This window comes from Sodaliphilus sp., from assembly GCF_045598405.1.
GTDB lineage: Bacteria > Bacteroidota > Bacteroidia > Bacteroidales > Muribaculaceae > Sodaliphilus > Sodaliphilus limicaballi.
Genome location: NZ_JAZLLZ010000064.1, coordinates 1 through 23,204 on the forward strand (window position 1 = coordinate 1; position 23,204 = coordinate 23,204).

General features: G+C 53.9%; 14 protein-coding genes. 3 read left to right on the forward strand and 11 right to left on the reverse strand.

Annotated elements, in window-relative coordinates:
• Positions 1 to 485: 485 nt before the first annotated feature.
• The 11 genes from ACKI3C_RS05615 to ACKI3C_RS05665 all read right to left on the reverse strand — a co-directional run bounded on the left by ACKI3C_RS05615 (position 486) and on the right by ACKI3C_RS05665 (position 19,401).
• Positions 486 to 2,015, reverse strand: a complete 1,530-nt coding sequence (locus ACKI3C_RS05615; RefSeq protein WP_407402911.1) for an NAD(P)H-hydrate dehydratase — start codon at positions 2,013 to 2,015, stop codon at positions 486 to 488.
• Positions 2,016 to 2,142: 127 nt separating this feature from the next.
• Positions 2,143 to 4,065, reverse strand: a complete 1,923-nt coding sequence (locus ACKI3C_RS05620; protein WP_407402913.1) for a heavy metal translocating P-type ATPase — start codon at positions 4,063 to 4,065, stop codon at positions 2,143 to 2,145.
• Positions 4,066 to 4,239: 174 nt separating this feature from the next.
• The gene (locus ACKI3C_RS05625) at positions 4,240 to 5,799 is read right to left on the reverse strand and encodes a peptide MFS transporter (protein WP_407402915.1); all 1,560 of its coding nucleotides are present in this window, start codon (positions 5,797 to 5,799) and stop codon (positions 4,240 to 4,242) included.
• Positions 5,800 to 5,877: 78 nt separating this feature from the next.
• Positions 5,878 to 7,395, reverse strand: coding sequence for a peptide MFS transporter (locus ACKI3C_RS05630; protein WP_407402935.1), 1,518 nt, complete (start codon positions 7,393 to 7,395; stop codon positions 5,878 to 5,880).
• Between the two features lie 188 nt (positions 7,396 to 7,583).
• Positions 7,584 to 8,006 (reverse strand): SufE family protein, encoded by a 423-nt coding sequence (locus ACKI3C_RS05635; RefSeq protein ID WP_407402917.1) that lies wholly within the window; start codon positions 8,004 to 8,006, stop codon positions 7,584 to 7,586.
• A 217-nt stretch (positions 8,007 to 8,223) separates the two neighbouring features.
• A complete protein-coding gene (locus tag ACKI3C_RS05640) occupies positions 8,224 to 10,296 on the reverse strand; it encodes a SurA N-terminal domain-containing protein (RefSeq protein ID WP_407402919.1) in 2,073 nt (690 codons plus the stop codon).
• A gap of 404 nt (positions 10,297 to 10,700) precedes the next feature.
• The gene (locus ACKI3C_RS05645) at positions 10,701 to 14,291 is read right to left on the reverse strand and encodes a choice-of-anchor J domain-containing protein (RefSeq protein ID WP_407402921.1); all 3,591 of its coding nucleotides are present in this window, start codon (positions 14,289 to 14,291) and stop codon (positions 10,701 to 10,703) included.
• 252 nt (positions 14,292 to 14,543) lie between these two features.
• Positions 14,544 to 15,512: a 4-phosphoerythronate dehydrogenase gene (locus ACKI3C_RS05650; protein ID WP_407402923.1), complete on the reverse strand. Its 969-nt coding sequence runs from the start codon at positions 15,510 to 15,512 to the stop codon at positions 14,544 to 14,546.
• Positions 15,513 to 15,523: 11 nt separating this feature from the next.
• Entirely contained in the window at positions 15,524 to 16,510 is a 987-nt protein-coding gene (locus ACKI3C_RS05655; RefSeq protein ID WP_407402925.1) for a hypothetical protein, read from the reverse strand.
• An 8-nt stretch (positions 16,511 to 16,518) separates the two neighbouring features.
• Positions 16,519 to 17,799 carry a phosphoribosylamine--glycine ligase gene (gene purD, locus ACKI3C_RS05660; protein WP_407402937.1) on the reverse strand — a complete coding sequence of 427 codons (1,281 nt, stop codon included), beginning with the start codon at positions 17,797 to 17,799 and terminating at the stop codon, positions 16,519 to 16,521.
• Between the two features lie 33 nt (positions 17,800 to 17,832).
• The gene (locus ACKI3C_RS05665; RefSeq protein WP_407402927.1) at positions 17,833 to 19,401 is read right to left on the reverse strand and encodes a class I SAM-dependent RNA methyltransferase; all 1,569 of its coding nucleotides are present in this window, start codon (positions 19,399 to 19,401) and stop codon (positions 17,833 to 17,835) included.
• A 448-nt stretch (positions 19,402 to 19,849) separates the two neighbouring features.
• Between ACKI3C_RS05665 and ACKI3C_RS05670 the strand changes: the two genes are divergently transcribed.
• The 3 genes from ACKI3C_RS05670 (at position 19,850) to ACKI3C_RS05680 (ending at position 22,851) form a co-directional block, all read left to right on the forward strand.
• Positions 19,850 to 20,125, forward strand: coding sequence for a hypothetical protein (locus tag ACKI3C_RS05670; protein ID WP_407402929.1), 276 nt, complete (start codon positions 19,850 to 19,852; stop codon positions 20,123 to 20,125).
• Complete coding sequence (locus tag ACKI3C_RS05675; protein WP_407402931.1) at positions 20,109 to 21,095, forward strand: PstS family phosphate ABC transporter substrate-binding protein; 987 nt, start codon at positions 20,109 to 20,111, stop codon at positions 21,093 to 21,095. The genes ACKI3C_RS05670 and ACKI3C_RS05675 overlap by 17 nt, the downstream gene beginning before the upstream one ends.
• Before the next feature lie 130 nt (positions 21,096 to 21,225).
• Positions 21,226 to 22,851, forward strand: coding sequence for a tetratricopeptide repeat protein (locus ACKI3C_RS05680; protein WP_407402933.1), 1,626 nt, complete (start codon positions 21,226 to 21,228; stop codon positions 22,849 to 22,851).
• The last annotated feature ends 353 nt before the right edge of the window (positions 22,852 to 23,204 follow it).

Below are 23,204 nucleotides of genomic sequence, written 5' to 3' on the forward strand. Positions count from 1 at the left end.
TCTCACTCACACATGATTTTGTAATGAGAGGCTGGAAGCCGACACGCAGAACGCAGTTCTGCACATAACCCTGTCCTAACTGAGCGCAAGCGAAGGCAGGGCAGGGTAAACGCGATACACTGTACTGCGGTTGAAGACCGCCACCTTGCACGTTTCGAGGTAGCGGTCTTCAACCGCAATTTTGTCACACTTCACACCCCCCCACCGGCAGTCGTTTCACTCCCTTCGGTGGGGGTTATGTGCCCAAAGCAAGCTTTGTGCGTGTCGGCTTTCAGCCTCTAATTGGTAATATATTTTCAATGAAAAAATCAGTGAGTTCAGTGAGATCCGCGCGGGGAGTTCCATTGGTGAATAGTTACATTTTTATTATGGCGCAGATTTTCTAGATTTTCTAGACCTTCTAGATTTTCTAGTCTTTCTAGGCTATAAAAAAACGCTCTGCGTGGTGCAGGGCGTTTTTATGCGTGTGGTGGTGTTCTGTCCTGTTAATGTCTCCGGGCTTGTGCTCGGGCGGTCTTGATGGCTGTGCCCAGGTTATCGACGATGTCGCTTGCCATGACTCCGTACTCGGAGTGCTCGGTGGCAGCGATGTCGCCGGCGAGACCATGGATAAACACGCCGAGGACTACGCCCATGTCGGGCTGGTAGCCTTGCGCGATGAATGATGCGATGACGCCTGTGAGCACGTCGCCGCTGCCTGCGGTTGCCATGCCGGCATTGCCGCTAGAGTTGATGTAAACCTTGCCGCTGGGGAAGATGGTCATGGTGTGGTGTCCCTTGAGCACGATGGTGATGTCGTAGAGTTTGGCCTCGTTGAGTGCTTTGAGGAATCGTTCCTCGTCGGTGTTGTGCTTGCCGAAAAGGCGGTCGAACTCGATGGCATGCGGTGTGATTACCGACCCCTTGGGAATGCTGCGAATGAGCATGGGGCGGCGGTTGATGCAGTTGAGCGCATCGGCATCGAGCAGGCAGGGATGATGGAAGCTCTTGAGATAGGTGTCGAGAGCGTCAAGAGTCTCGTCGCTGCTGGTGATGCCGGGGCCTATTGCCACGACGCTGTAACGGTGGTGCATCTCGATGGCGCTGGTGACGTATTCGTTGCTGTCGGGCTCGTAGAGCGCCTCGGGCACTGCGGTCTGCAACGGCATGTAGCCCATGCGGGGCGCGTGCACGGTGACGAGTCCTGCCCCCGAACGCATAGCGCCACGGGCTGCCAGTATGGCCGACCCCATCATGCCGTAGCTGCCGGCAACGAGGAATATCGACCCGTGGTCATATTTGTTGGTGAACTGGTTGCGGTCGCGTATCATCGCGCTGGCGTCGTCCTGGTCGATGAGGTAGAAGTCGGAGGGCAGTTCGGCGATGACGTTGCGGTTGAGCTCAAGGTCAAGCACTACGCACTCGCCGATGAACTGTGCGTTCTCGGCAAAGAAGAAGGCGAGTCGCTTGAACTGGTACACCAGCGTGAGGTTGGCCTTGATGATGTTGCGGCGGTCCACAGTGGCGTTTTTCTCGCCGTGCAGGCCAGAGGGCATGTCGATCGACACGATATAAGCGCCGCTGTCGTTGATATACTGCACGAGCGAGGTGTAACCGCCCTTGAGCGGTGCACGCAGACCCGAGCCGAAGAGTCCGTCGATGACCACGTCGTTCTCTGAAAGGTCGGGCAGGTTGAAGGTCTCGGTGACCTCGGTGTAGCTCAATCCATCGAGCTCGTAAAGCCGGTCGCGGTTGGCCGAGCAGCAGTTGGACAGGTGTGACGACTTGACGTTGAGCAGGTACACCTCGGGAGAGTAGCCTTGCTCAAAGAGCATGCGCGACACAGCGAGAGCGTCGCCACCGTTGTCGCCAGGGCCTGCAAAGACGACGATGCGTTTCGTAGAGCGCCAACGCTTTACGATCTCGTAGGTCACAGCCGATGCGGCTCGCTCCATCATGTCGAGCATTGTGATGTTCTCAACCTCTATGGATTTTTCAAAAATGCGCCTAATTGCGTCATTTGTAAATATTTTCATTGCGCTAATGATTTTCGGTGAAGATTAGGAACTACAAAAATACTCAATTTAATTAAAAAAGTCAATAGAAACCAAAGATTTTTTTTCAAGTTGTGTTATTGGGGTTGGGATCCTGGAGATTGCAGAGTCACAGGTTCTTCACCCGCATGGCGCGTATGGCATTGAGCACTGCCAGTATCATGATGCCGGTGTCGGCAAAGATGGCCAGCCACATGTTGGCAATGCCCACTGCGCCCAGCAGGAGGCACACGCCTTTCACGCCGAAAGCCATGATGATGTTTTGCCACACGATAGCCATTGTCTTGCTGGCGATGCGCATTGCCTTGGAGATTTTCATGGGGTCGTCGTCCATGAGCACGACGTCGGCGGCCTCGATTGCGGCATCGCTGCCCACGCCGCCCATGGCGATTCCTATGTCGGCGCGAGAGAGCACGGGAGCGTCGTTCATGCCATCGCCCACAAATGCCACTTTCTCGCCCTTGCCAGCGGCAGCAAGCAGTTCTTCCACCCGTGCTACCTTGTCGGCGGGAAGCAGCTCGCTATACACGGTGCCGATGCCCAACTGGCTGGTGACCTCGCGTGCCACCTTGTCGCTGTCGCCTGTGAGCATGACTGTGCTGGTGACTCCGGCCTGGTGCAGTGCCGTGATGGCCTCGCTGGCGTGCGGCTTGACGAGGTCGCCCAGCACGATGTGGCCGGCATAGGTGCCGTCGATGGCTATGTGCACCAGAGTGCCTGCCATGTGGCAGTGGCAGCTCTCCAGCCCCAGTGTGTGCATGAGTTTCTCGTTGCCCACCGCCACGTCATGGCCATCGACGGTGGCTGTGATGCCCAGTCCGCCGAGTTCCTTGATATTGCTCACGCGGCTATGGTCTATGGCCTTGCCGTAGGCTCGCTGTATGCTCTTGCTGATGGGGTGTGACGATGCACACTCCACGAGTGCTGCCATCTCGATGAGCCGTTGTTTCTCGTCCTCGTCCTGGCGGTCGTGGTCATCGCCGTCGTGCATGGCTGTCACCTCAAAGACTCCGAGGGTGAGGGTGCCGGTCTTGTCCATCACCACGGTCTTGACCTTGGAAAGCGATTCCAGGATATTGGCTCCCTTGACAAGCACGCCCTGGTTGCTTGCCCCGCCTATGCCGGCAAAGAACGTGAGCGGTATGCTCACCACTAGCGCGCACGGGCAGCTGATGACGAGGAAGGTGAGGGCGCGGTAGATCCATGTTTCCCATCCAGGGTCATTACCCATGACGAGCATCATGAACAGCGGCGGGAGCAACGCCAGCGCCAGCGCACCGTAGCACACGGCAGGGGTATAGACACGCGCAAAGCGGGCGATGAAATCCTCGCTTTTAGACTTGTGTGTGGCACTGTCCTCGACGAGTTCGAGGATTTTAGAAACAGTAGATTCGCCAAACTCCTTGGTGGTTTTCACCTTGAGCACGCCGGTCATGTTGATGCAGCCGCTCATTATCTCTTCTCCTGCGGTGATGCTGCGTGGCAGCGACTCGCCGGTGAGTGCTGTGGTGTTGAGCGAGGACTCACCCTCGACCACGATGCCGTCGATGGGCACTTTCTCGCCTGGCCGCACGATGATGACCTGGCCCGTCTCCACATCGTCGGGGTCAACTTGCTCGATGTTGCCATGCTCGTCCTCAACGTTGGCATAGTCGGGGCGTATGTCCATGAGCGACGAGATGTCGCGGCGGCTCTTGCCCACGGCGTAGCTCTGGAAAAACTCTCCCACCTGGTAAAGCAGCATCACGGCGATGGCCTCGGTGAAGTCGCCCTCGTTACCGTTGTTCATCTCGTAAATGGCAAGCGAGAACGCTCCCATCGTGGCGACCACCATGAGGAAATTCTCGTCGAAGATGCGTCGGTTGAGCATGCCGCGGAAGGCTTTGCGCAGGATGTCATAGCCGATGAGTATGTATATGCCCACATAGAGGGCTAGCTTGAGCCAGCCGTCGATGGGCAGAAATTCGAGCGTGGCAGTGAGAATCGCGCTCACGATGATGCGCGCCAGCACCTTTTTTTGTTTCTTGTTCATGCGTTGTAGTGATTGATGTTGCAAAGTTACGTCTATTTTTTTGCAACTCAACTGCAATGGGGTGGAAAAGTTGTGTTTTTTCTTGACTATCCCGCTGCATGTGGAGTGTGATTACACGAGCAACGCGCCGTGGTGTGCGGCGCGTTGCTGGGTTATTAGTTGTTAAGCCTGTGTTCAGGCTGTCATCTTGTTGAGCTTCTTCAGGAGTGCAAACATAACGAATGCGCTGATGAGACACAGGGCGATGAGGATTGCCCAGTTATACATGAGGGGGATTTTGTCCCACAGCATTGAGGGGATGCTGCTCAAGTAGTTACCTATGGCAGTGGCAACGCACCATCCGCCCATCATCATGCCCTTGAACTTGGGAGGCGCCACTTTTGAGACAAACGACAGTCCCATGGGCGACAGTAGGAGTTCGGCCACGGTGAGTGTGAAATAGGTAGAAATGAGCCAGTTGGGCGAGAGGATGCTTTGAGTCTCGGTCTCTCCCAGTTCCATGGGCGACTTGAGTCCCATCGAAGCCAGCGTGATAACGCCGAATCCCAATGCTGCGATGAGCATACCCCACGCGATGCGTGCTGGAGCACTGATTTCCTTGCCTTTCTTCTCAAAGGCACCGAAGAAGAGCATGCTGAATGGCGTGAGCGCAACCACGAAGAAGGGGTTGAACTGCTGGAAGTCGCTGGGCTGAGCGTCCAGGCGATTTGCCATGCCGCTGTAAAGCAGGTAGGCACCAGTCCATGCCGCCAGAGTGACGATGCCACAGATGATGCGGTTTTTCGTTTCCTTTGACTGGAAGACACCGAATCCGGTATATACCGACAATGCAACCAATGCGAGGCTGAAGATGTTGAATCCGAATCGCATTCCGCCCTCAACGGTGAGGTTGGTGTACTTCTTTGCAAAGAATGTGAGTGCCGAACCATTCTGGTGGAATGCCATCCAGAAGAAGATTACCACGGCAAAGACAAGCAGCAGTGCCACGATGCGGTCGCGGGTCTGCTTGGGAGTGAGTTCCTCGACGGGGGCGGCGTTGGCGGTCTCCTTGGCTTTTGCGGCGGTGACGTCGGCGTGCTTGAACCAGCTACGGGTAGCGAAATAGATTACCGCCGAGAGGATGAGCGACACACATGCCACGCCGAAGCACAGACCGTAGCCGCTGTATAGGGCTTCGAGATACTCGGGGGCGTGGTTGGCAGCGTCATAGTGAAAACCATACTGGGCGAGGTGCTTCTCGGTGATCCAGTTGGCCATCGAGGGGGCAAACATTGCTCCCATGTTGATTGCCATGTAGAACAGCGAGAACGCCGAGTCGCGACGGCTGGCATACTTGGGGTCGTCGTAGAGGTTGCCTATGAGCACCTGCAAGTTGCCCTTGAACAGACCTGTGCCGAGCGAGACGGCAGCGAGTCCAGCAAACATTGCGACCTGCCCGCTCATGTCGGGGGCGGTGGGTATAGCGAGCCCCAGGTAACCCAGGAACATCACCACAAAGCCAGCGACGACGCAGCGGCCGTACCCAATCTTGTCAGCAATCATGCCACCGAACAGTGGCGCGAAGTAAACAACGGCCAGGAATATAGCATTCACTTGGCCTGCGGTGCTCTCATCCCAGCCAAACTTGGCCTGCATGAACAGGGTGAAGATGGCTAGCATGGTGTAGTAACCGAAGCGCTCGCCTGTGTTGGCAAGTGCTAAAGCGAATAAACCTTTAGGTTGGTTCTTGAACATATTGTTATTGTTTTGCTAATTTAGCCGGATAGTCCATATCTCTGGCTATCCGGCTAAAGTTTTTAAATTTCTATCTTGTTATTTTGTGACACGTTCGAGCCACTTGAGCATAGCCAGCATGACGCCCATAGAGATGAGGCAGAATCCGGCAAAAACTGCCCAGCATTGCCACTGGTGCGGGAAACTGTTGAGCATTGTCACGCCGAGGGCAATGAACAGGTTGCCGATGGCGGTAGCACAGAGCCACAAGCCCTGGCAGATGCCCTGGAGGTGCTGGGGAGCGATTTTAGAAACGAACGACAGACCCAGGGGAGAGATGAACAGCTCGGCAACGGTGAGGAAGAAGTAGGTGACGATGAGCACCCAGGGACCTGCCTTCATGGCAACCTTGGCGGTCTCTGCAAGACCCTTGAATTCCTCGCCTGATGGATAACCGTTGGCAACGGAGATGCCGATAAGGAAGAGGTAAGCGCAAGCGGCAACAAACATACCGAGTGCGATCTTCCATGGTGTGGAAATCTCTTTGCCTTTCTTTGCAAGAGCTCCGAAGACAATCATGATGATGGGAGTGAGCACAATCACAAAGAAAGGATTGATGCACTGCCATATCTCGGGTGCGATAGCATCGGTCTCGCAGAAGTCGCGTGCAAATACAGAGAGCGACTGTCCGTTCTGGTGGAATGAGAACCAGAAGAAGATTGCCACGCCGAGCACTGCGAAGAGAGCAAACATGCGCTGCTTGATTTCCTTTGCGTCGGCAGCCACCTCGTCCTTTGAAGCAGCGGCAGCCTTAACCTTCTTGATGGGGTTGGGAAGTACTTTGCGAGTTGCCACGAAGATGAGGAAAGATGCAATCATTGCAAGAGCCGAAGCGATGAACGAGTAGTGCACGCCAGTGTTGAAACTCTCGAGGTAGCTAGTGCAGAATGCTGCCAAGTCGCCCACTTGGCTACCATCGATGATAGAACTCTGGGCGAGGGCGTTGAGATTCTGCATATCCTCGGCTGTATTTGTTCCCTGGAGGAAACCGTGGCACAGACGGGGAAGGTCGGCGTTGTAAATGAAACCGTCGAGCTTGAGCATAGCGCTACGCAAGAGGGGGGCAACGAAAGGTGCAATCACACCGCCTATGTTGATGAATACATAAAAAATCTGGAAACCGCTGTCGCGACGAGACTTTGCGATTGCAAGCTCTTCGGGACCTTTCTTTGCAGCCTCGGCCTCGTAGTTGTCATACATCTGACCAACGATGGCCTGCAAGTTGCCTTTGAACAGACCGTTACCGGCAGCAATGAGCACGAGAGCCACGCAAGTGAGTACAAGCACCCATGTGGGAACGGCGCCGGGATTGCCGCCAAACACGGGAACCGACAGGATGATGTAACCCGCAGCCATGACCACGAGACCCATCATGATGGTGCCCTTGAAGTTCTGCAGCTTGTCGGCAACCATGCCGCCAGGGAGGCTAAGCACGTAAATAAGGAAATAGAACACAGCGTAAATCCATCCTGCAAGGTCATCACTGATGCCAAACTTTGAGCACAGGAAGAGCAGGAGCACTGCATTCATGATGTAGTAGCCGAAACGCTCGCCCATGTTGGACAGAGCGGCTGAAATAAGGCCCTTGGGGTGTTTTTTCTTTGCCTCAATCACATAGTAGATGAGGAAAGGCACAACCACCACTAGAATCGCAATTAGCATAGCCACCATGCGATTGTTGTTCCAGAGATCTTGTAACATAATTCGTTGTTATTTTAGGGTTAATAATTTTGCCTTTGCGGGTTTCAGGCTTGTGCCTGGAAGGCGAGTGCATAGGCTTTGATTTTCTTGATCATTGCCACGAGCCCGTTGCTGCGGGTGGGCGACAGGTGGTCGTGGAGCCCTATGCGGTCGATGAAATAGAGGTCGGCATCGAGTATCTCGGCAGGTGTGTGGCCGCTGAGCACACGCACGAGCATCGAGATGATGCCCTTGACGATGATGGCGTCGCTGTCGGCAGTGAAATGCAGCTTTCCGGCATCGTAGTCGGCCTGGAGCCACACTCGGCTCTGGCATCCCTCGATGATGTTATCGGAAGTCTTGTATTTCTCGTCGAGCGCGGGCATGGCGTTGCCCATGTCGATGATCACTGCGTAGCGATCCATCCAGTCGGTGAAACCTTCAAATTCCTCGATTATCTCGTCTTGTATGTCGTTAATTTTACTCATTTCCAGTAATTGTGTAGTTTAATGAGCAAAATTACTCAAAATATTACAATAATGCAAGCAAAGTGACAAGTTTTGCTTTTTTTACAGGCGAGTAGGGTAAGAGACGGCAAGGGATTCTTGCTCTATATACATTCTAGACATTCTAGGTTTTCTAGGGTGTAAAAAAAACAGGGTCCCGTTTGGAACCCTGTTTTGGTATTGATGTGATGTGTTGTTATCAATAGAACTCGATGAGTCGGCGTTCTACCTTTGTGCCCTTGCGGAGGATGTCGATGAGCATGTTAGATACCATAGCAGCGCCGCGAGTCTGTGCGAAACGCATGTCGGCATCTTGCTTGCTGAGCTTGAGAGCTGACTTCTCGATATTCTCTACGTGGAATGCGTAAACACCAGTCTTGCCCTTGAGGAGGCCTACGAACTGACCCTTCTGAGCAGCAGCCACGCGGCCGATGATGCTGGGTTCGAGCATGGGGTTGCGGTCGTTGCCAAATGCTACCTGAACGGTGTCAACCTTTACCTTCATCACGTTAGCATAGCCGTTGAGGTCTTTAGCCTTGCCGTTGAATTCCTTCATGCGAGCCTCGCCCTTCTTCTCGGCGCGAACCTTGTCGGTGAGGTAGTTCTTGATGCCGGGGTGGGTTGCGGGCATGTAGTCGCCATCGTAAATGTCGTCGAGGCAAACTGCGATGAGGATATCGTTGTTGTCGGCAAAGATGCCAGAAACTTCGCCCTTCTTGGCGTCAAACGCCCACTTGATTGCCTTGCGTGAATCCTTGATGCCTGAACGGGTGTAGGGGTTCATGCCGAGCTGGGGAGTGCTGGGAGTGATGTGTTCTTCCATGGCTTGGAAGCCAGCAGCCGCAGCGTTCTTGGTGAAGTCGGCAACGGTCTTGTTCTTGTCGAGGTACTTCTGGAGCTTGTCGCGCAGGTCGTTGCTAGTCTTGGTGCTAGCGTAAGCCTCGTGGCTAACTGTTGCATAGGTGTAGAAGGTCTTGGGAGCTTTCTTCTCGAGCACCTTCAGGAACACTGCACCGTTCTCGTTGCTGTCGAGAACTACGAACTCGGCGCCAGCGTTTTCAAACTTATTCTTAACAGAGTCGGCAAACATAGCGATGCGCATCCACTGCTCTTCCTGAGCCTGAGCGCCCTTGAATGCCTTAGTGACGTCGGCGATAGCCTTGCCTCCCTTGAGCATTGCCATAGCGCTATCCTGTGCCGATTTAGCACCGGGAACCTGTACCATGGTAGCCTTTACAGAGTCGAGCGAAGCAGCCTTTGCCATGAGTTTGTACATGAGGTAGCGGCCGTCGGCTTGTGTAGAGTCGCGCATCACTGAACCCACACCTGCGTTCTGAACGAAGTTCTTAACAGCGGGGGCAACCTGTGCGAGCTCACACTTGGTGGTGTCGAACTTCACGGTGCCGAGCACGCGTACAGAGTCGATGCCACGTCCCTTCTGGAGGGCAGCGTAAGCAGCGTCGGCAATCTTCTTGGCCTCGTTGATATCAGCTTTAGAGGGAACGATGCCCACGGGGATGAAGTGGATGTAACGAGTCTCCTCGTCCATAGCGAACATTTTCTTGTTCTTCTCCCACTCTGCCTTGATTTCCTCGTCGCTAACGGGGAACTTGTCGTCGGCAAGGTCAGAGAAGTCCTTCTTCACCATAGTGATGTAAGATATAGTAGCCTCATCTTCCATCTCGGCGCGGTCGAGGTCGTTAGCCTGGATACAGCCGTTGACGAGGGTGATGAGCTTCTGGGCCTCATACTGCTTGTAGATGTTCTCCTGGAGGAGTTCCCACTGTGCGCGGATGGGGGCGAGCTGAGCCTTTGCCTCGGCAGTGTTGTTCTTGGGGTCGTTGAGGAGCTTGTTGAGCTCGGCGGGAGACGCAACACCAAGGCTCTGTGCGAATTGAACAGCCTGTCCCACGGGGTTCTTGCCCACGATGAGCTCGGTGAGCTCGTTGTCGGTAACGGTGATGCCCACTTTCTCGTATTCTTGCTCGAGCAGTTTCTCTTGGATCATCTCCTCAAGAACTTGCTGCTGACGAGTAGCCTGGTCGATGTTTTGTGAACGACCGTTCTGCTGGTCGAGTTCACTTTCTTTCTGAACACGATTGTTGAATGAAACGAAGTCAATCTTGTCGCTGCCCACTTTGGCTGCAGTGCTGTTGTTGCCCTGACGTCCGAGAGCCTCGAAGCCGACTTCAACGATAAACGCGAGAAGAGCACCGCCAATCACGATGCCAAGAATTTTTTTCTTCTGCCTAATTGTTTCTAATAATGCCATTTATCTATAATTTTTTGTTTGTATTTTTCTTTAATTTGAAAACTTTCGCCAAATAAACACGCAAAGATACTTATTTTTTGTCTTATGCCAAAATTTTTCTTTAATTTTTTTGTTCTTGATGCTAACAGTAGGGTAACCCTAGGGTAACACCCCTTTTCTAAATCAACTACAGAAATCGGTGGTAGCACTAAAAAATTTCCTTTTGATTTCGGATAATTTCTTTCGGTAAAAGGAAAAATCTCCGTGCCCTCTGTAACTCCGTGGAGATGGTACACAGTAAGCCGGATTGCCGCAATTCGTTTTGAATGTGGCGGTAATCGTAGATGAAAAAAACGGCACGGGATTTTGGTCCCGTGCCGTGGTTATGAGGATGTGTGGCCATCGAGATGGCCTAGCGATTGCTTTTAGAACTTAACCTTGAGGCTAGTGCCGTCGCTGTAGCGGATGATGTTAACACCGGGCTGCAGGCGGTTAACCTTCTGTCCGAGGGTGTTGTAGATGCCCTGGATGTCGCGTCCTTGTGCATTGAGGTCGACAACGCCAGTGACAACAGCCTCAACGGTGATGGTCACGGGAACAGACTCTGAACCGTCGGTGTAAACGGTAGAAACTGAAACCTCGTGGTCCTCGAAGCTAACGCCCTCAAGGAGTGCGCTGGTGTCGGTAGTGCTTGTGAAGTACTCACCGTCGATGTAGATGTTGTAGCTGTCGATTTCTCCGTCGAGACCTACGTAAGAGATGTCATCGAGGAAGATGAAGAGACCAGGAGAGTTCTCTGTCTGGCTACGACGGATAGCGAAGTACTTCGCGCCCTCGGGGATGTCGAATGACTTGGGAGTCCACTCGTCGAAACCTGCGGTCATTGACTGGGTGCACTCGATGAAGTCGTTGATGTCCTTGCTTCCGGTTGAGTAGTAGCCCTTCCAGTGAGTGGGATACTCGAAGCTGTCCTTGATCCAGAACGAAACTGTCTGTGCGATGCCGGGAAGTTCGGGAGAAATCAGCCAGTCGGTGACGTACTCGAAGTAAGCACCGCCAGTAGCACTTGTTGTGCCGAGGGTGTTACCGATGAACTGCTCGCCGCTGTGGCCTTCGAAACCGGTGGTCTGCAGGAGGTCGTTGAGGTTGTAGATTGCATAAGCGTATTGAGTTCCATCAACGGGTGAAGCCACGGAGAAGATTTGCTGGCTGTAAGCGTTGTCGCCGTTGACGCAAGTCCACTCGCCGAACTGGGTAGCCCACTTGTCGTAGTCCTCAAATTCCTCGGTCACGGGAGCCATGGGAGCCTCGGGAGCGTTCCATGTGAGGTTGATTGTGCTCTCGGTCTGGAAATTACCTTCGAGGTCGATGGGTTGTGAAACCACGGGTGCGATAACGTCGATAGTAGTCTCGCAGTGTGTCACAGCGCCGCCGTCGGTAACGATGTCAACGCTCACCTTCTTCTCGCCGAGCTCGTCGAATACTGTAGTGCTGTAGTAGTCGATGGTGGTGTTGGTCTTGTGGAAGTCAATCTTCTTGTTGATTGTCTTGCTAGCAAGTTCCTCGTCGCCAACATTGATGAGCAGAGTGTAGTTGTTGATAGCGCTAGTGCCTTCGTTGGTCACAGTAACGGTGATGGGAGCCATGTCGCCAGCGGTGAGAGTGCTGGGAGCCTCAACAGTAGCTGAAACGGCGTTCTCAACCTCGTCATAGAGGGTGATGTTGTCCATCTGCAAAGCACCAGGTTCCATAAACATGCTGTAGAACTCAAGGTAGAGGTAATCGGTCTTGCGGTAGTTCTTGAGGTCGATTACGAAGTTCTCAAATGAAGTAGAGAGAGTCTTCTGTGCGAGTACATCGCCAGTGCCGTCGGCCTTGTAACCCATCACGAGGATGCCGTTGGGGCTAGCAGCCTTAGTGCTAACGTTGTTGCTAGCGGGGAGACAGCGAGCGTCGAACGAGAGCTTGGGTGCGGCGGCGCCGTCAAGGCTAATCTTACCGCTGTTCATGATCACGTAGTTGTCGCCCACGCTGCTTGATGACTGGTAGCAATAGTTGTCGCCATCGGTAGAGATGCCGTAAACGATTTCAACCTTAGCGTTCTCAGAGTCTTCGGCCATGAAGTCCCAGAAGTAGTGGGGCTGAGAATCGGCGAAGCCTTCGGTAACGGGGAGGGTGTACTTCTCACCGCCAAAGAATGAGTTGATGACGGCATAACCCTCGCCAGCCTCGTTCTCGGCAAATACCGAGTAGTATTGACGATATTGGTCGCCCACCTCGAAGTCATTCCAGCGGAATGTGCATGAAGTTACATTGGGAGCAGGATCGTTGAGAAGAACGTCACGGTAGAGCTGGCCGCCATTCACATAGAGTGTATATAAGTCATAAGAACACTTGCTGGGGTCAACATAACCGCCACCTTCGCCCACGTTGGTCACGGGATCCCAAGTGAAGCGCATGCCGGGATAGAGGAACTCGTGCTTGAGGTTGCTGGGCTTGCCGGGGATGTCAACGCCGATGTTGGTAGCGTATTCCGCGGGCTGGCTCTCGAGTTCGCCGTTGCGCACTACAACGCTGTAGCTATAACGGGCGCTCTCGTCAACATAGTCGGTGAACAACACGTGGTCGCCTGCTGCACCTGTGCCGGTCTTGATTTCCTCGCCGTTGCGTGTAACAACGTAGTCGAGAGATGTCTCGGCAGTGATGGGGTCTTCGTTAGAGAAAGTAGTGGGGAGGTCGAAAGATACCTCGGCCTCAAGCTCGCCCATCGAGTTGGGCTTAACGATGAAGTTCTGAGCGGGAGCAGGTATGCCGCCCACCTCGATCTCGACAACGCTGATGTTGAACACGCGCAGCGCGTACATGTCCTTGTCGCTGATGCAGTGCACGCCCAGGTAGTAGTCACCGGTTTCCTTGATAGTGAACAGGTCGCTCTCTACGTCGGTAGCAGTGTTGAAGTTAACATCGAGGGGTTTGAGGATGTTTTTCTTCATCGCGGGAGCGGTTGCAGCAACGCCATAAGCGAGTTCCATGCGCTCGGGATAAGAGGGAACTTGGCAAGAGGTGTTGACAACCATCTGGTAGGTCTTGCCAGCCTCAAGGAGGATAGCGGGAGTGATCAGCCAGTCGTTAGCGTTGTTCTTCTCGCTGCAGTAGTACCACACGCAGCTGCTGCCGGGAGCCCACTTCCATGTTGTGCCGTCGTTATTGGCGTCAACGATGGTGAAGGGGGCAAGGTTTTCCTCGCTTGTGAGGTCATAGTTAGCGGGAACGGGGGTGCCGTCGGCGCTAGTGGGATGGTCGTCGCCTTCGGGCTGAGGATCGTCGCCACCGCTGGTCTTGGGACCTGCTGTGCCTGTGCCCTGGAGTGTCCAGCCGTGACCGCGCCACTCGTCGTCGCCGTCAACTTGTTCCACTGGCTCTCCGTTAGGACCGCAAGAGCCGCCAAATGAAATCTCGTTGAGATAAAGCTTCTTAGCATCGGCATCCCAGTCAAATGTGAGATCGATGATATTGTCGTTGATGTCCCACGCTGCAAGGTAGGTGTGGTCAAATGAAGTTGCCCATGCACCCAGTCCAGCACCCATGTACTGACCTTTCTCAAAAACAACCTGGTTGCCGCTGATGGTACCCTTTACCCACACGTCGGTAGCATACCACACGAGGTTCTTCACCCACATGGTGTTGCCGTCGATTGCTACGAGGGGACTGTAGTCGCCGTCGCCCCAGTCAGCAATCTCGGTGTAACCCTTTACTGAGTAGTACTCGGTCTCAAGGCCTCCAGGAGGGGTTTGTAACTCGGTGCCGCTGAATGTTTCTTTAGCAGCAACTTTCTTTGCAGGAAGGTTTTTGCCACCCTTAGCGGCAGCCTTCAGCACTGACTTTACCTCATGCGACATGCCGGTTTGAGGCTGGAAGCTCAATACGTGGTTCTTCACCTGCAAGGGAAGATCCAGAGCGTGAGCCACTACCACAAAGGCAATGAGCAGAGATGCAAAGAATGAAAATTTCTTCATTGTAAAAAATTATTTAAGTAATAGAATTATTTCCCTAAAAATTAGAGTGTACATTTTTTAAAGCTTTGTCACTCAAAAAACAAAGTATGCACGATGTTGTTCTATACAAATTGCAAAGTTACGCATAATTTTCTAGAAAAGTATAAAAATGCAGAAAAAACTTGCCGAATGCTTTAACAGTGTTCCTTAATAGACTAGAAAAGTTCGGTTTTGTTCCAAGAACTCCGTATGCACCCGCGGTCTGCCCCAGGCTTAAATCACCTCGTTGCGCAGGTGGTAGTTGTTGCGCAGTGCTTCGAATGAGTCGGGGTCTTGCTTCAAGGCTGTGGTGTCGGTCACGGGTGTATAGCTAGCCGTGATGGACTGGAAAGAGACCTGTTCGGCTCCCAGCAGCGGCTCCTGCGGCATGTTGACCGCGGCATCGAACCCGAAGTGACGGTTGAGGGCGTCGATGACCATGGCAGTGCCACGCTGCTTGCCCTGCATGGAGTATCCTGCAATGTGAGGTGTGGCAACAAAAGCCTTGTTGAGCAGGCGGTGGCTGATGTGCGGCTCGCCCTCCCAGCAGTCGATGGCCACGTCGCCGTGCCACTGCGCCAGCGCCGCGTCGTCGCACACCCCGCCGCGCGAAGCGTTGATGATGAGGCGGCAACGGGTGGCTCGCTGCAACATAGGCTCGTCGCACAGGTGCCAGGTGGGCCACTGCGTGTCGCGTGTGAGCGGAGTGTGGAAGGTGATGATGTCGCAGTCATCGACTGCGTGGTTGAGTCCTAGCGGAGGGTCGTTGAGCACGACGTCAAATCCCAGCATGCTGCCCCAGCGTGCCACGATGCTGCCCACGTGCCCCACGCCCACGACGCCCAGTTTGAGGCCTTGTGCCGAGGTGATGCCGCGCATGTGCATCCACTGCGCGATAGTGGAGTGGACCCACTGTGCCACTGCGGGGGCGTTGCATCCCGGCGCGTTGTGCACTGCGATGCCACGGCGACGGCAGTAGTCGAGGTCGATGTGGTCGGTGCCTATGGTGGCTGTTCCCACAAATCGCACGTCGCTGCCCTCGAGCAGCACCCTGTCGCACACGGTGCGGGTGCGCACGAGCAGAGCCTGTGCATCGCGCACCACGGCATGGGTGATCTCGCTGGCGGGGACATAGCTCACGCTAGCCCAGGGTTCCAGCAGTCCTTTTATATAAGGTATATTGCTCTCGACAATAATGTTCATTTGTCTAGTGATTAGATGAATAGAATGCCCACAAACGAGCACAGCGTCCACAGCAGCAGCACGGCCACGAAGATGTAGCGCTTGCCAGTGGTGTTCACAGTGAACGCGTGAGCCAGCTGCACTGCGAGGCTCAAGTTGAGCATGGGCAGATAGATGTGCATGTCGCGATAGTCGATGCACATGGCTATGATGGTGAGGATGCCCACCACCATGAAAAATGCGTTATAGACACGCAGCTGGCGGCGGTAGTTGATGATGGTGACGAGGTTGACCACTGTGAGCGCGATGGCGGCAACAGCGGTGACTGCGATGCTCACCACGAGCATGCGCACCTGCGAGATGTCGAGCGTTTCCCATGCCGAGTTGATAACAAACGGCTTGAAATCGCTTATCGACGCTATGCCCAGCCCCAGCACAATCCAGAAAGGGGTGAAAATGCCCAGCAGCGCGGCGATGATGCCCTTGGCGTTCATGATGCGCATGTTGATGAACCCCAGCATGAAAGCCGGCAACAGCAGCACAAACGCCCACTGGAACATCGTGCATGTGGTGACAATGGCGAAGGTGAGGAAAATGCTGCGCTGGGCGTGCTGGTTCATGTAGGACGAGAACAGGTAGAATGCTCCCACTGCCACAATCAAAGCCAGTGCGGGGCCCGCGTGCAGAACGCTGCTGGTGAGCGGGTTGGCCATGGTGAGCAGGAAAAACGACGATGCCAGCAGCGTGGTCACGCTGCGCACGAAGCTAAACACCTTGTTGAGCATCTGCATCAAGGCTCCAATGGCGGTGACCAGCGCGATGTTGATGGTTATCGAAGCCACTGGCGAGTTGCCCAGCATGTCGCTCACGCTGAAGAAGATGCCCTGCCCGTAACTGGAATGGGGCACCTCGCCGCTAGCCGATGCCACGACAGCACTCACCACGAGCGCTATCCATGACAAAACCAGGAAGTAGCTGCCATTGAAAAAGTCGTTGAGTTTTTCCTCTATAGAAGCCATGTTGAAAATTACAGGTCAAAACCGATGTCGCGACGATGGTAACAGCCTTCAAAGTTGATGCGTGCCACGTTGCCGTAGCTCGCAGCGAGCGCTGTCTTCATGTCTTCGCCCAGGCTGGTCACGGCAAGCACTCGTCCGCCGCTGGTCACAACCGATGCGCCCTCCATGGCAGTGCCGGCATGGAACACGATGCTGCCTTCCACGCTGTCGATACCCGTGATTACCTTGCCCTTGGCATAGCTGCCGGGATATCCCCCCGAGGTCACAATCACGGTGGCAGCGGTGCGGGGATCTTCCTTGACGTTGAAGCAAGAGTCAAACCCGTTGTCGCTGGTGGCGCCAAGCATGAGGTTGATGAGGTCCTCGTCGATGCGAGCCATGACCGACTGTGTCTCGGGGTCGCCCATGCGCACGTTGTATTCAATCACATAAGGCTCGCCCTCAACGCTGATGAGACCAAAGAAGATGAAGCCGCAGTAGGCGATGCCGTCTTGCTTGAGTCCGGCCACGGTGGGCTCGATGATGCGTGCGCGCACCTTCTCCATGAATGTCTCGTCGGCAAAGCTCACGGGAGAGATTGACCCCATGCCTCCGGTGTTGGGGCCAGTGTCGCCTTCGCCCACGCGCTTGTAGTCCTTGGCAACGGGCAGCAGGGCATAGTGGCCGTGGTCATCGTTGAGCACAAACACTGAGCACTCGATGCCCTTGAGGAACTGCTCGATGACCACCGTCGCGCTCGACTTGCCGAACTTGCCGTCGAGCATCGACTTGAGTTCCTGCTTGGCCTCGTCGAGGTCGTCAATGATGAGCACGCCCTTGCCGGCAGCAAGGCCGTCGGCCTTGAGCACGTAGGGTGCCTTCTGCTGCTCGAGGAATGCAAATCCGTCCTCGATATTGGCGGCGGTGACACTGATGTGTGCAGCGGTGGGGATGCCGTGGCGATTCATGAAATCCTTGGCAAAGTCCTTGCTTCCCTCAAGTTGCGCGCCTGCCTTAGACGGACCCACCACCTTGATGTGCTTGAGCTCGTCGTTGCTCTTGAAATAGTCGGTGATTCCTGCTACCAGGGGGTCCTCGTTGCCCACTACAAGCAAGTCGATGTCCAGGTCGAGTGCCACAGTGCCCACCTGCTCAAAGTTGAGAGGCGAGAGCATGTCGAGGTTTTGTCCCAGCGCGGCAGTTCCAGCGTTACCAGGGGCGATATACAGGCGACCCAGCAGGTCGCTTTGCTTCATTTTCCATGCCAGGGCGCACTCGCGTCCGCCAGAGCCGAGCAGCAGCACATTGATTTTAGACATCGTGTTGTTGTGGTTAAGGGGTTATTAATCGTTGTTGTTATCGTTGTTTTTGTTGAAGTTCACATCGTTCTCGTTCACCTCGCGGCGCATCCAGCTCTTGCGGCGTCCGTGCACGATAGACACTTCCTTGTCGGCACCGAGCTGCGGCTCGCGGTTGAACGGACGGAACGGACGGCGGTCGCCACGGTCGTCACGGCGCTCAAAGCGGGGACGGTCATCACGGTGCTCAAAACGGGGACGGTCGCCACGGTCATCACGGCGGGGACGGTCGTCACGACGCTCAAAACGGGGACGGTCGCCACGGTCATCACGGCGGGGACGGTCATCACGACGCTCAAAGCGAGGACGGTCGCCACGGTCGAATGTCTCGCGGAACTCGCGGCGCTGCAGGTTGCGGCGGTCTTCGCTGGCGCGGAAACCTTCGTTCTTGATCGACTCGCCGCGCTCACGCATGTCGTTGTATTTGCCTTCAAAAATCACGTATTGGCGCAGCTCGCAGTCGAGCGAACCGTTGTAGAGGTCATATTTCACCGAGGGACGCAGACCTATCATGTTGAAGTGCGGTCCATCGACGCTGATCACCCAAGCGTTGTAGCCACGGAACACCTGCTTGAACTTGGTGCCCAGGGTAGAGTAGAGGTCGTCGATGTTGCCCACTTGCAGGCGTTCGCCGTAGGGGGGGTTGGTGATGAGCACGCCACCTTCGGGAGCCTCGGTGATGTCCTCGACAGCCTTGAGCTCGAGCTCGACATACTTGCTTACGCCGGCACGCTTAACGTTGGCGCGTGAAATGGCGATTGCCTTGCCGTTGATGTCGCTGCCATAGATTTTGTGCTTGAACTCGCGTTCGCCGCTGTCGTCGTTGTATATGTTGTCAAAGAGTTCCTCGTCATAGTCGGGCCACTGCTGGAAGGCAAATCCCTGGCGATAGACACCGGGGTTGATGTTTGCGGCGATGAGCGCAGCCTCGACCAGGAATGTGCCCGAACCGCACATTGGGTCAACGAAGTTGCTGTTGCCGTCCCAACCGCTGAGCTTGATGATGCCTGCTGCCAGCACCTCATTGATGGGAGCATCGGTCTGTGCCTCGCGCCAACCGCGCTTGTAGAGGGGCTCGCCGCTAGAGTCGAGCGAGAGGGTGACCTCGTTGCCAGCGATGTGCACGTCGAGCCTGATGTCGGGGTTAGTCACCCTGATAGAGGGACGCTTGTCGTAACGCTCGCTGAAGAAGTCCACAATCGCATCCTTCACGCGATAGGTGACGAAGCGTGAGTGGCTGAATTCCTCGCCGAATGTGGTTGCATCGATTGAAAAAGTCTTGTTCACGCTCATGATGTCCTCCCAGTTGTAGAGCTTGATCTGCTCGTAGAGTTCGTCGGGGTTAGACGCGCGGAATTTGTAGATGGGTTTAAGTACGCGAAGCGCAGTGCGAAGGCAGAAATTTGCCTTATACAGCATTTCTTTATCTCCGTTGAAGGCAACCATGCGTATGCCTTCGGTAACATCCTGTGCGCCAAGAGTTCTCAACTCTTCGGCCAGGACACCTTCAAGGCCCTTGAAGGTCTTTGCTACCATTTCAAATGTCTCGTTCATTATATTTTGCAAAATTTTGTTGCAAAGATAGTTGTTTTTTACGAAACACGAAAGACGAAGGCCGAAAAAATGTCACTTCCCCCCTCTCCCCACCCCCTCCCCCGCAGAGGCACAGAGGACACAGAGATATATTTTCCTCTCGGGGAACTTAATCTCTCGGGGAACCCGGGGAACTCGGGGAGATATAAATTTAACAGATTGATCTGATTTAACTGAATAAGAAATTATTCTAATTATTTTAATTTCTTTCAGTTATTATTAAATCTGTGTTATTAGTGAGATCCGCGCGGGGAAATTACCCAAAATACCATTGCTGAATAGTTACTATTGATGAACAAAATCGCTAAAAATACTAAAAAGAGATACAATAATTAAAAAGAAATTGTTATCTTTGTGAGTTGATTGGGGAAGTGCACTTGGTTGTGCCCCGGTCATGATAGTTAATGTATTGAAACGAAAACAGATAATGAATGGTTCTGTGATATTCAGGATAGTGCGCATGATATTCGGCGTGTTGATGGTGGTCGTGTACATAGGCATGGCTATAGCTATTGCGTGCAACTACTTTGACTGGTCGAATGTCCCTGTGTGGAAAATCGCCCGGTGGTGCCTTGCGATAGTGTTCTTTGCTTACGGCATCTACCGTGCCTACCGCCAGATAAAGGGCATTGATTACTACCGCTTGGATCGTTTTAAAAAAGAAGAAGATGAAACAAAGGCTTAACATAGTGTGTGCTGCCGTTGTGGCGGCTGTGGCGCTGCTGCTGGTGTCGTGCCAGGGCGAGTCCACGCAGTCGAGCACCAAGGGCTTGACCAAGGTTTATTGCGACGAGTCGTTCCGCAATATCCTCGACCAGGAGATAGAGGTGTTTGAATATACCTATCCCGAGGCCAACATCATGGCGATGTACACCGACGAGGCTTCGGCCCTCGACTCGCTCATGCACGGGGCGTGTGACCTGATCATCACCTCGCGCGACCTCACCGACCAGCAGCGCGACCTGCTGGGCAAGATGGGCAGGGCTCACCGCTCGCACAAGATTGCCGTGGATGCTGTGGCCATCATCGTGAACAATGCCAACGATATCCCCGAGCTGTCGATGCAGGACCTCACCGACATCTTCACCGGCAAGGTGAAACGCTGGGGCGAGGTTTTCCCCACTGCTCACAAGAACGATTCCATCAAGGTGGTCTTTGACGGCAACGGCACTGGCGTGATGCATTACATCAAGGAAAAGTTTGTGGGCAATGGCAAGTTTGGCCCCAATGTGTTTGCCCGCGAATCGACCGAGGACGTGTTTAAGGCCGTCGAGGGTCAGCGCAACACCATAGGCTTTGTGGGCGTGAGCTGGATCAGCGCCACGATGGACTCGCAGGAGCGCACCATCGAGAACCGCGTGACCGACCTCAACGAGAAGAACGAGGTGTCGGTAATCGACTTCACCGACCGCATCAGGGTGATGCCCGTGCGCGGTCCCGAAGAGACACGCGGATACAAGCCCTACCAGGCCTATATCAACGACGGGCGCTATCCGCTGTATCGCGTGATTTGGGCCATCGACGCATCGGCAGGAGGAACGCTTGACCACGGCTTCTACTCATTCCTCACCGGCGTGATAGGGCAGAAGATCATCATGCAGACTGGCATACTGCCAGCGGCCGAACCCGTGCGCACCGTGGAGGTGACAAAGTGATAAAATGAAAGAAATTTTACTTTTTGACGTGCGATAATTAAACTATTTGGCATTGTTTTGCGTCAAATGGTCAAAAAATAACAAAACGAGAGAATAAAAAGAAAACAATAACACATAAAAAACTACTGAAATGAAGATTAAGATTTTTGCAGCTTCCATGCTTATTGCAGGAGTTTCACTGTCTTCAATGGCTCAAGGCTATAAGGACGGTATCGAGTACTACAAGGTAGATCAGCTCGACAATGCAAAGGAACTGCTTGAGCGCAACCTCAATGCAGCATCAACCAACAAAGCCGAGGCTTACTACTATCTGGGCCAGATTGCCTTGCAGCGCAAGAATGTGGCCGAGGCTAAGGCAAACTTCGACAAGGGTGTTGCCGCCGACGCAAACTTCGCCTACAACTACGTGGGCCAGGGACAGCTCGCCCTTGCAAGCGACGCCAAGGCCGCTGGAGTCCTCTTTGAGACTGCACGCAAGCTCTCAAAGAAAGACTCAAAGCTCGAGAGCGCAATCGCACGCGCTTACTACGATGTGAATCCCACCACATTTGCCAAGGACATCGAGAAGTGCATCAAGAACGCCCGCAAGTGGAATGCTAACGACCCCGAGTCGTTCATCTTTGAGGGTGACACCTATGCCGACAAGCAGGACTGGGGAACAGCAGCCGGACAGTATGAGCTTGCTTACACCTACGATCCCAGCAACATCGAGGCACAAGTGAAGTGGGCCAACACCTATTATAATGTGAACCCCACGCTGGCACTTCAAAAGCTCGAGGAGCTCAACGTGAACAATCCCAACTCTGCTCTTGTGCAGCGTCAGCTCGCAGAGAAGTACTACGTTGCCAACCTTGGCACCAAGGCTGCCGAGAAGTATGGCGAGTATATCAAGAACCCCAACCACTTTGCCCAGGACGAGGTGCGCTACGTGCAGCTTCTGTTCTTCGGCGGCAAGTTCCAGGAGTCTTATAACCTCGCATCAAGCCTCATCGGCAAGCTCAATGCAGGCGACCCCAACGTGTTCTTCATGCAGCGTATGAAGCTCTACAACAAGGTCCAGATGCAGGATTGGGCAGGCGCAGCAGCCGACGGTGACGCACTGTTTGCAATGGCAAAGCCCGCCGACGTGACCTATGAGGTAAAGGACTACACCGACTATGCCAAGGCACTCCAGGAGGCTGGTCATCCCGAGAAGGCGATCAAGGCTTACGAGATGGCAGCAGAGCTGAACCCCAACAACCTCGACCTCGTGCGTAGCTTGAGCGATACCTATGCCGACGCTAAGGACTATGTGAAGGCAGCCGCTTACTACCAGAAGGTTGTGGATAACGACCAGTGCAAGGCCAATGACTACTTCGTGGCAAGCCGCCGCTACTACAACCTCGCTGTCACAGCCGAGGACGAGGCAGTGAAGGCTAACGCAATGGCACAGGCTCGCAAGTACATTGAGATCGTTGACGAGAAGGTACCCGACAATATTCCTATCATCAACCAGAAGGCTCGCATCGAGAAACTCGAGGAGGGTGGTAAGAACACCGGCAAGGCTGCAGCAACCTACAAGAAGCTCATCAGCCTGCTCGATGCAAAGGAGAACCGCAATGACTATGCTAACGAGTACATTTCGGCTTACCAGTACCTGGGCAACTACTCAATGGACAAGGGCGACAAGGCTGCTGCCAAGGAGTATTACCAGAAGTGGCTGCAGCACGATCCCGAGAACAGCGATCTGCGCCGCTATGTGGAGTCACTCAAGTAAAATCACAGTAATATTTATATAAATGTGGCAGGGTTTTGAGATCCTGCCACTTTTTTTCAAGGTGAATGTGTGACTATTCAACAATACCTCTCGCAGATCTCACTGATAACACTGATTTAATAATAACTGAAAGAAATTAAAATAATTAGAATAATTTCTTATTCAGTTAAATCAGAGCAATCTGTTGTAACTATACTACAATAGATTTTTATCCGTGCGGGGATCTCACATGATTTTGTAATGAGAGGCTGGAAGCCGACACGCAGAACGCAGTTCTGCACATAACCCTGTCCTAACTGAGCGCAAGCGAAGGCAGGGCAGGGTAAACACGATACACTATGCTGCGGTTGAAG

Bases quoted from the DNA above. Each gene is read 5' to 3' on its own strand.
- ACKI3C_RS05645 (WP_407402921.1), bottom strand. From the start codon at position 14,291: ATGAAGAAATTTTCATTCTTTGCATCTCTGCTCATTGCCTTTGTGGTA.
- ACKI3C_RS05680 (WP_407402933.1), top strand. From the start codon at position 21,226: ATGAAGATTAAGATTTTTGCAGCTTCCATGCTTATTGCAGGAGTTTCA.
- ACKI3C_RS05615 (WP_407402911.1), bottom strand. From the start codon at position 2,015: ATGAAAATATTTACAAATGACGCAATTAGGCGCATTTTTGAAAAATCC.
- ACKI3C_RS05655 (WP_407402925.1), bottom strand. From the start codon at position 16,510: ATGGCTTCTATAGAGGAAAAACTCAACGACTTTTTCAATGGCAGCTAC.
- ACKI3C_RS05635 (WP_407402917.1), bottom strand. From the start codon at position 8,006: ATGAGTAAAATTAACGACATACAAGACGAGATAATCGAGGAATTTGAA.
- ACKI3C_RS05630 (WP_407402935.1), bottom strand. From the start codon at position 7,395: ATGGGCGAGCGTTTCGGCTACTACATCATGAATGCAGTGCTCCTGCTC.
- ACKI3C_RS05665 (WP_407402927.1), bottom strand. From the start codon at position 19,401: ATGAACGAGACATTTGAAATGGTAGCAAAGACCTTCAAGGGCCTTGAA.
- ACKI3C_RS05625 (WP_407402915.1), bottom strand. From the start codon at position 5,799: ATGTTCAAGAACCAACCTAAAGGTTTATTCGCTTTAGCACTTGCCAAC.
- ACKI3C_RS05650 (WP_407402923.1), bottom strand. From the start codon at position 15,512: ATGAACATTATTGTCGAGAGCAATATACCTTATATAAAAGGACTGCTG.
- ACKI3C_RS05675 (WP_407402931.1), top strand. From the start codon at position 20,109: ATGAAACAAAGGCTTAACATAGTGTGTGCTGCCGTTGTGGCGGCTGTG.
- ACKI3C_RS05640 (WP_407402919.1), bottom strand. From the start codon at position 10,296: ATGGCATTATTAGAAACAATTAGGCAGAAGAAAAAAATTCTTGGCATC.
- ACKI3C_RS05620 (WP_407402913.1), bottom strand. From the start codon at position 4,065: ATGAACAAGAAACAAAAAAAGGTGCTGGCGCGCATCATCGTGAGCGCG.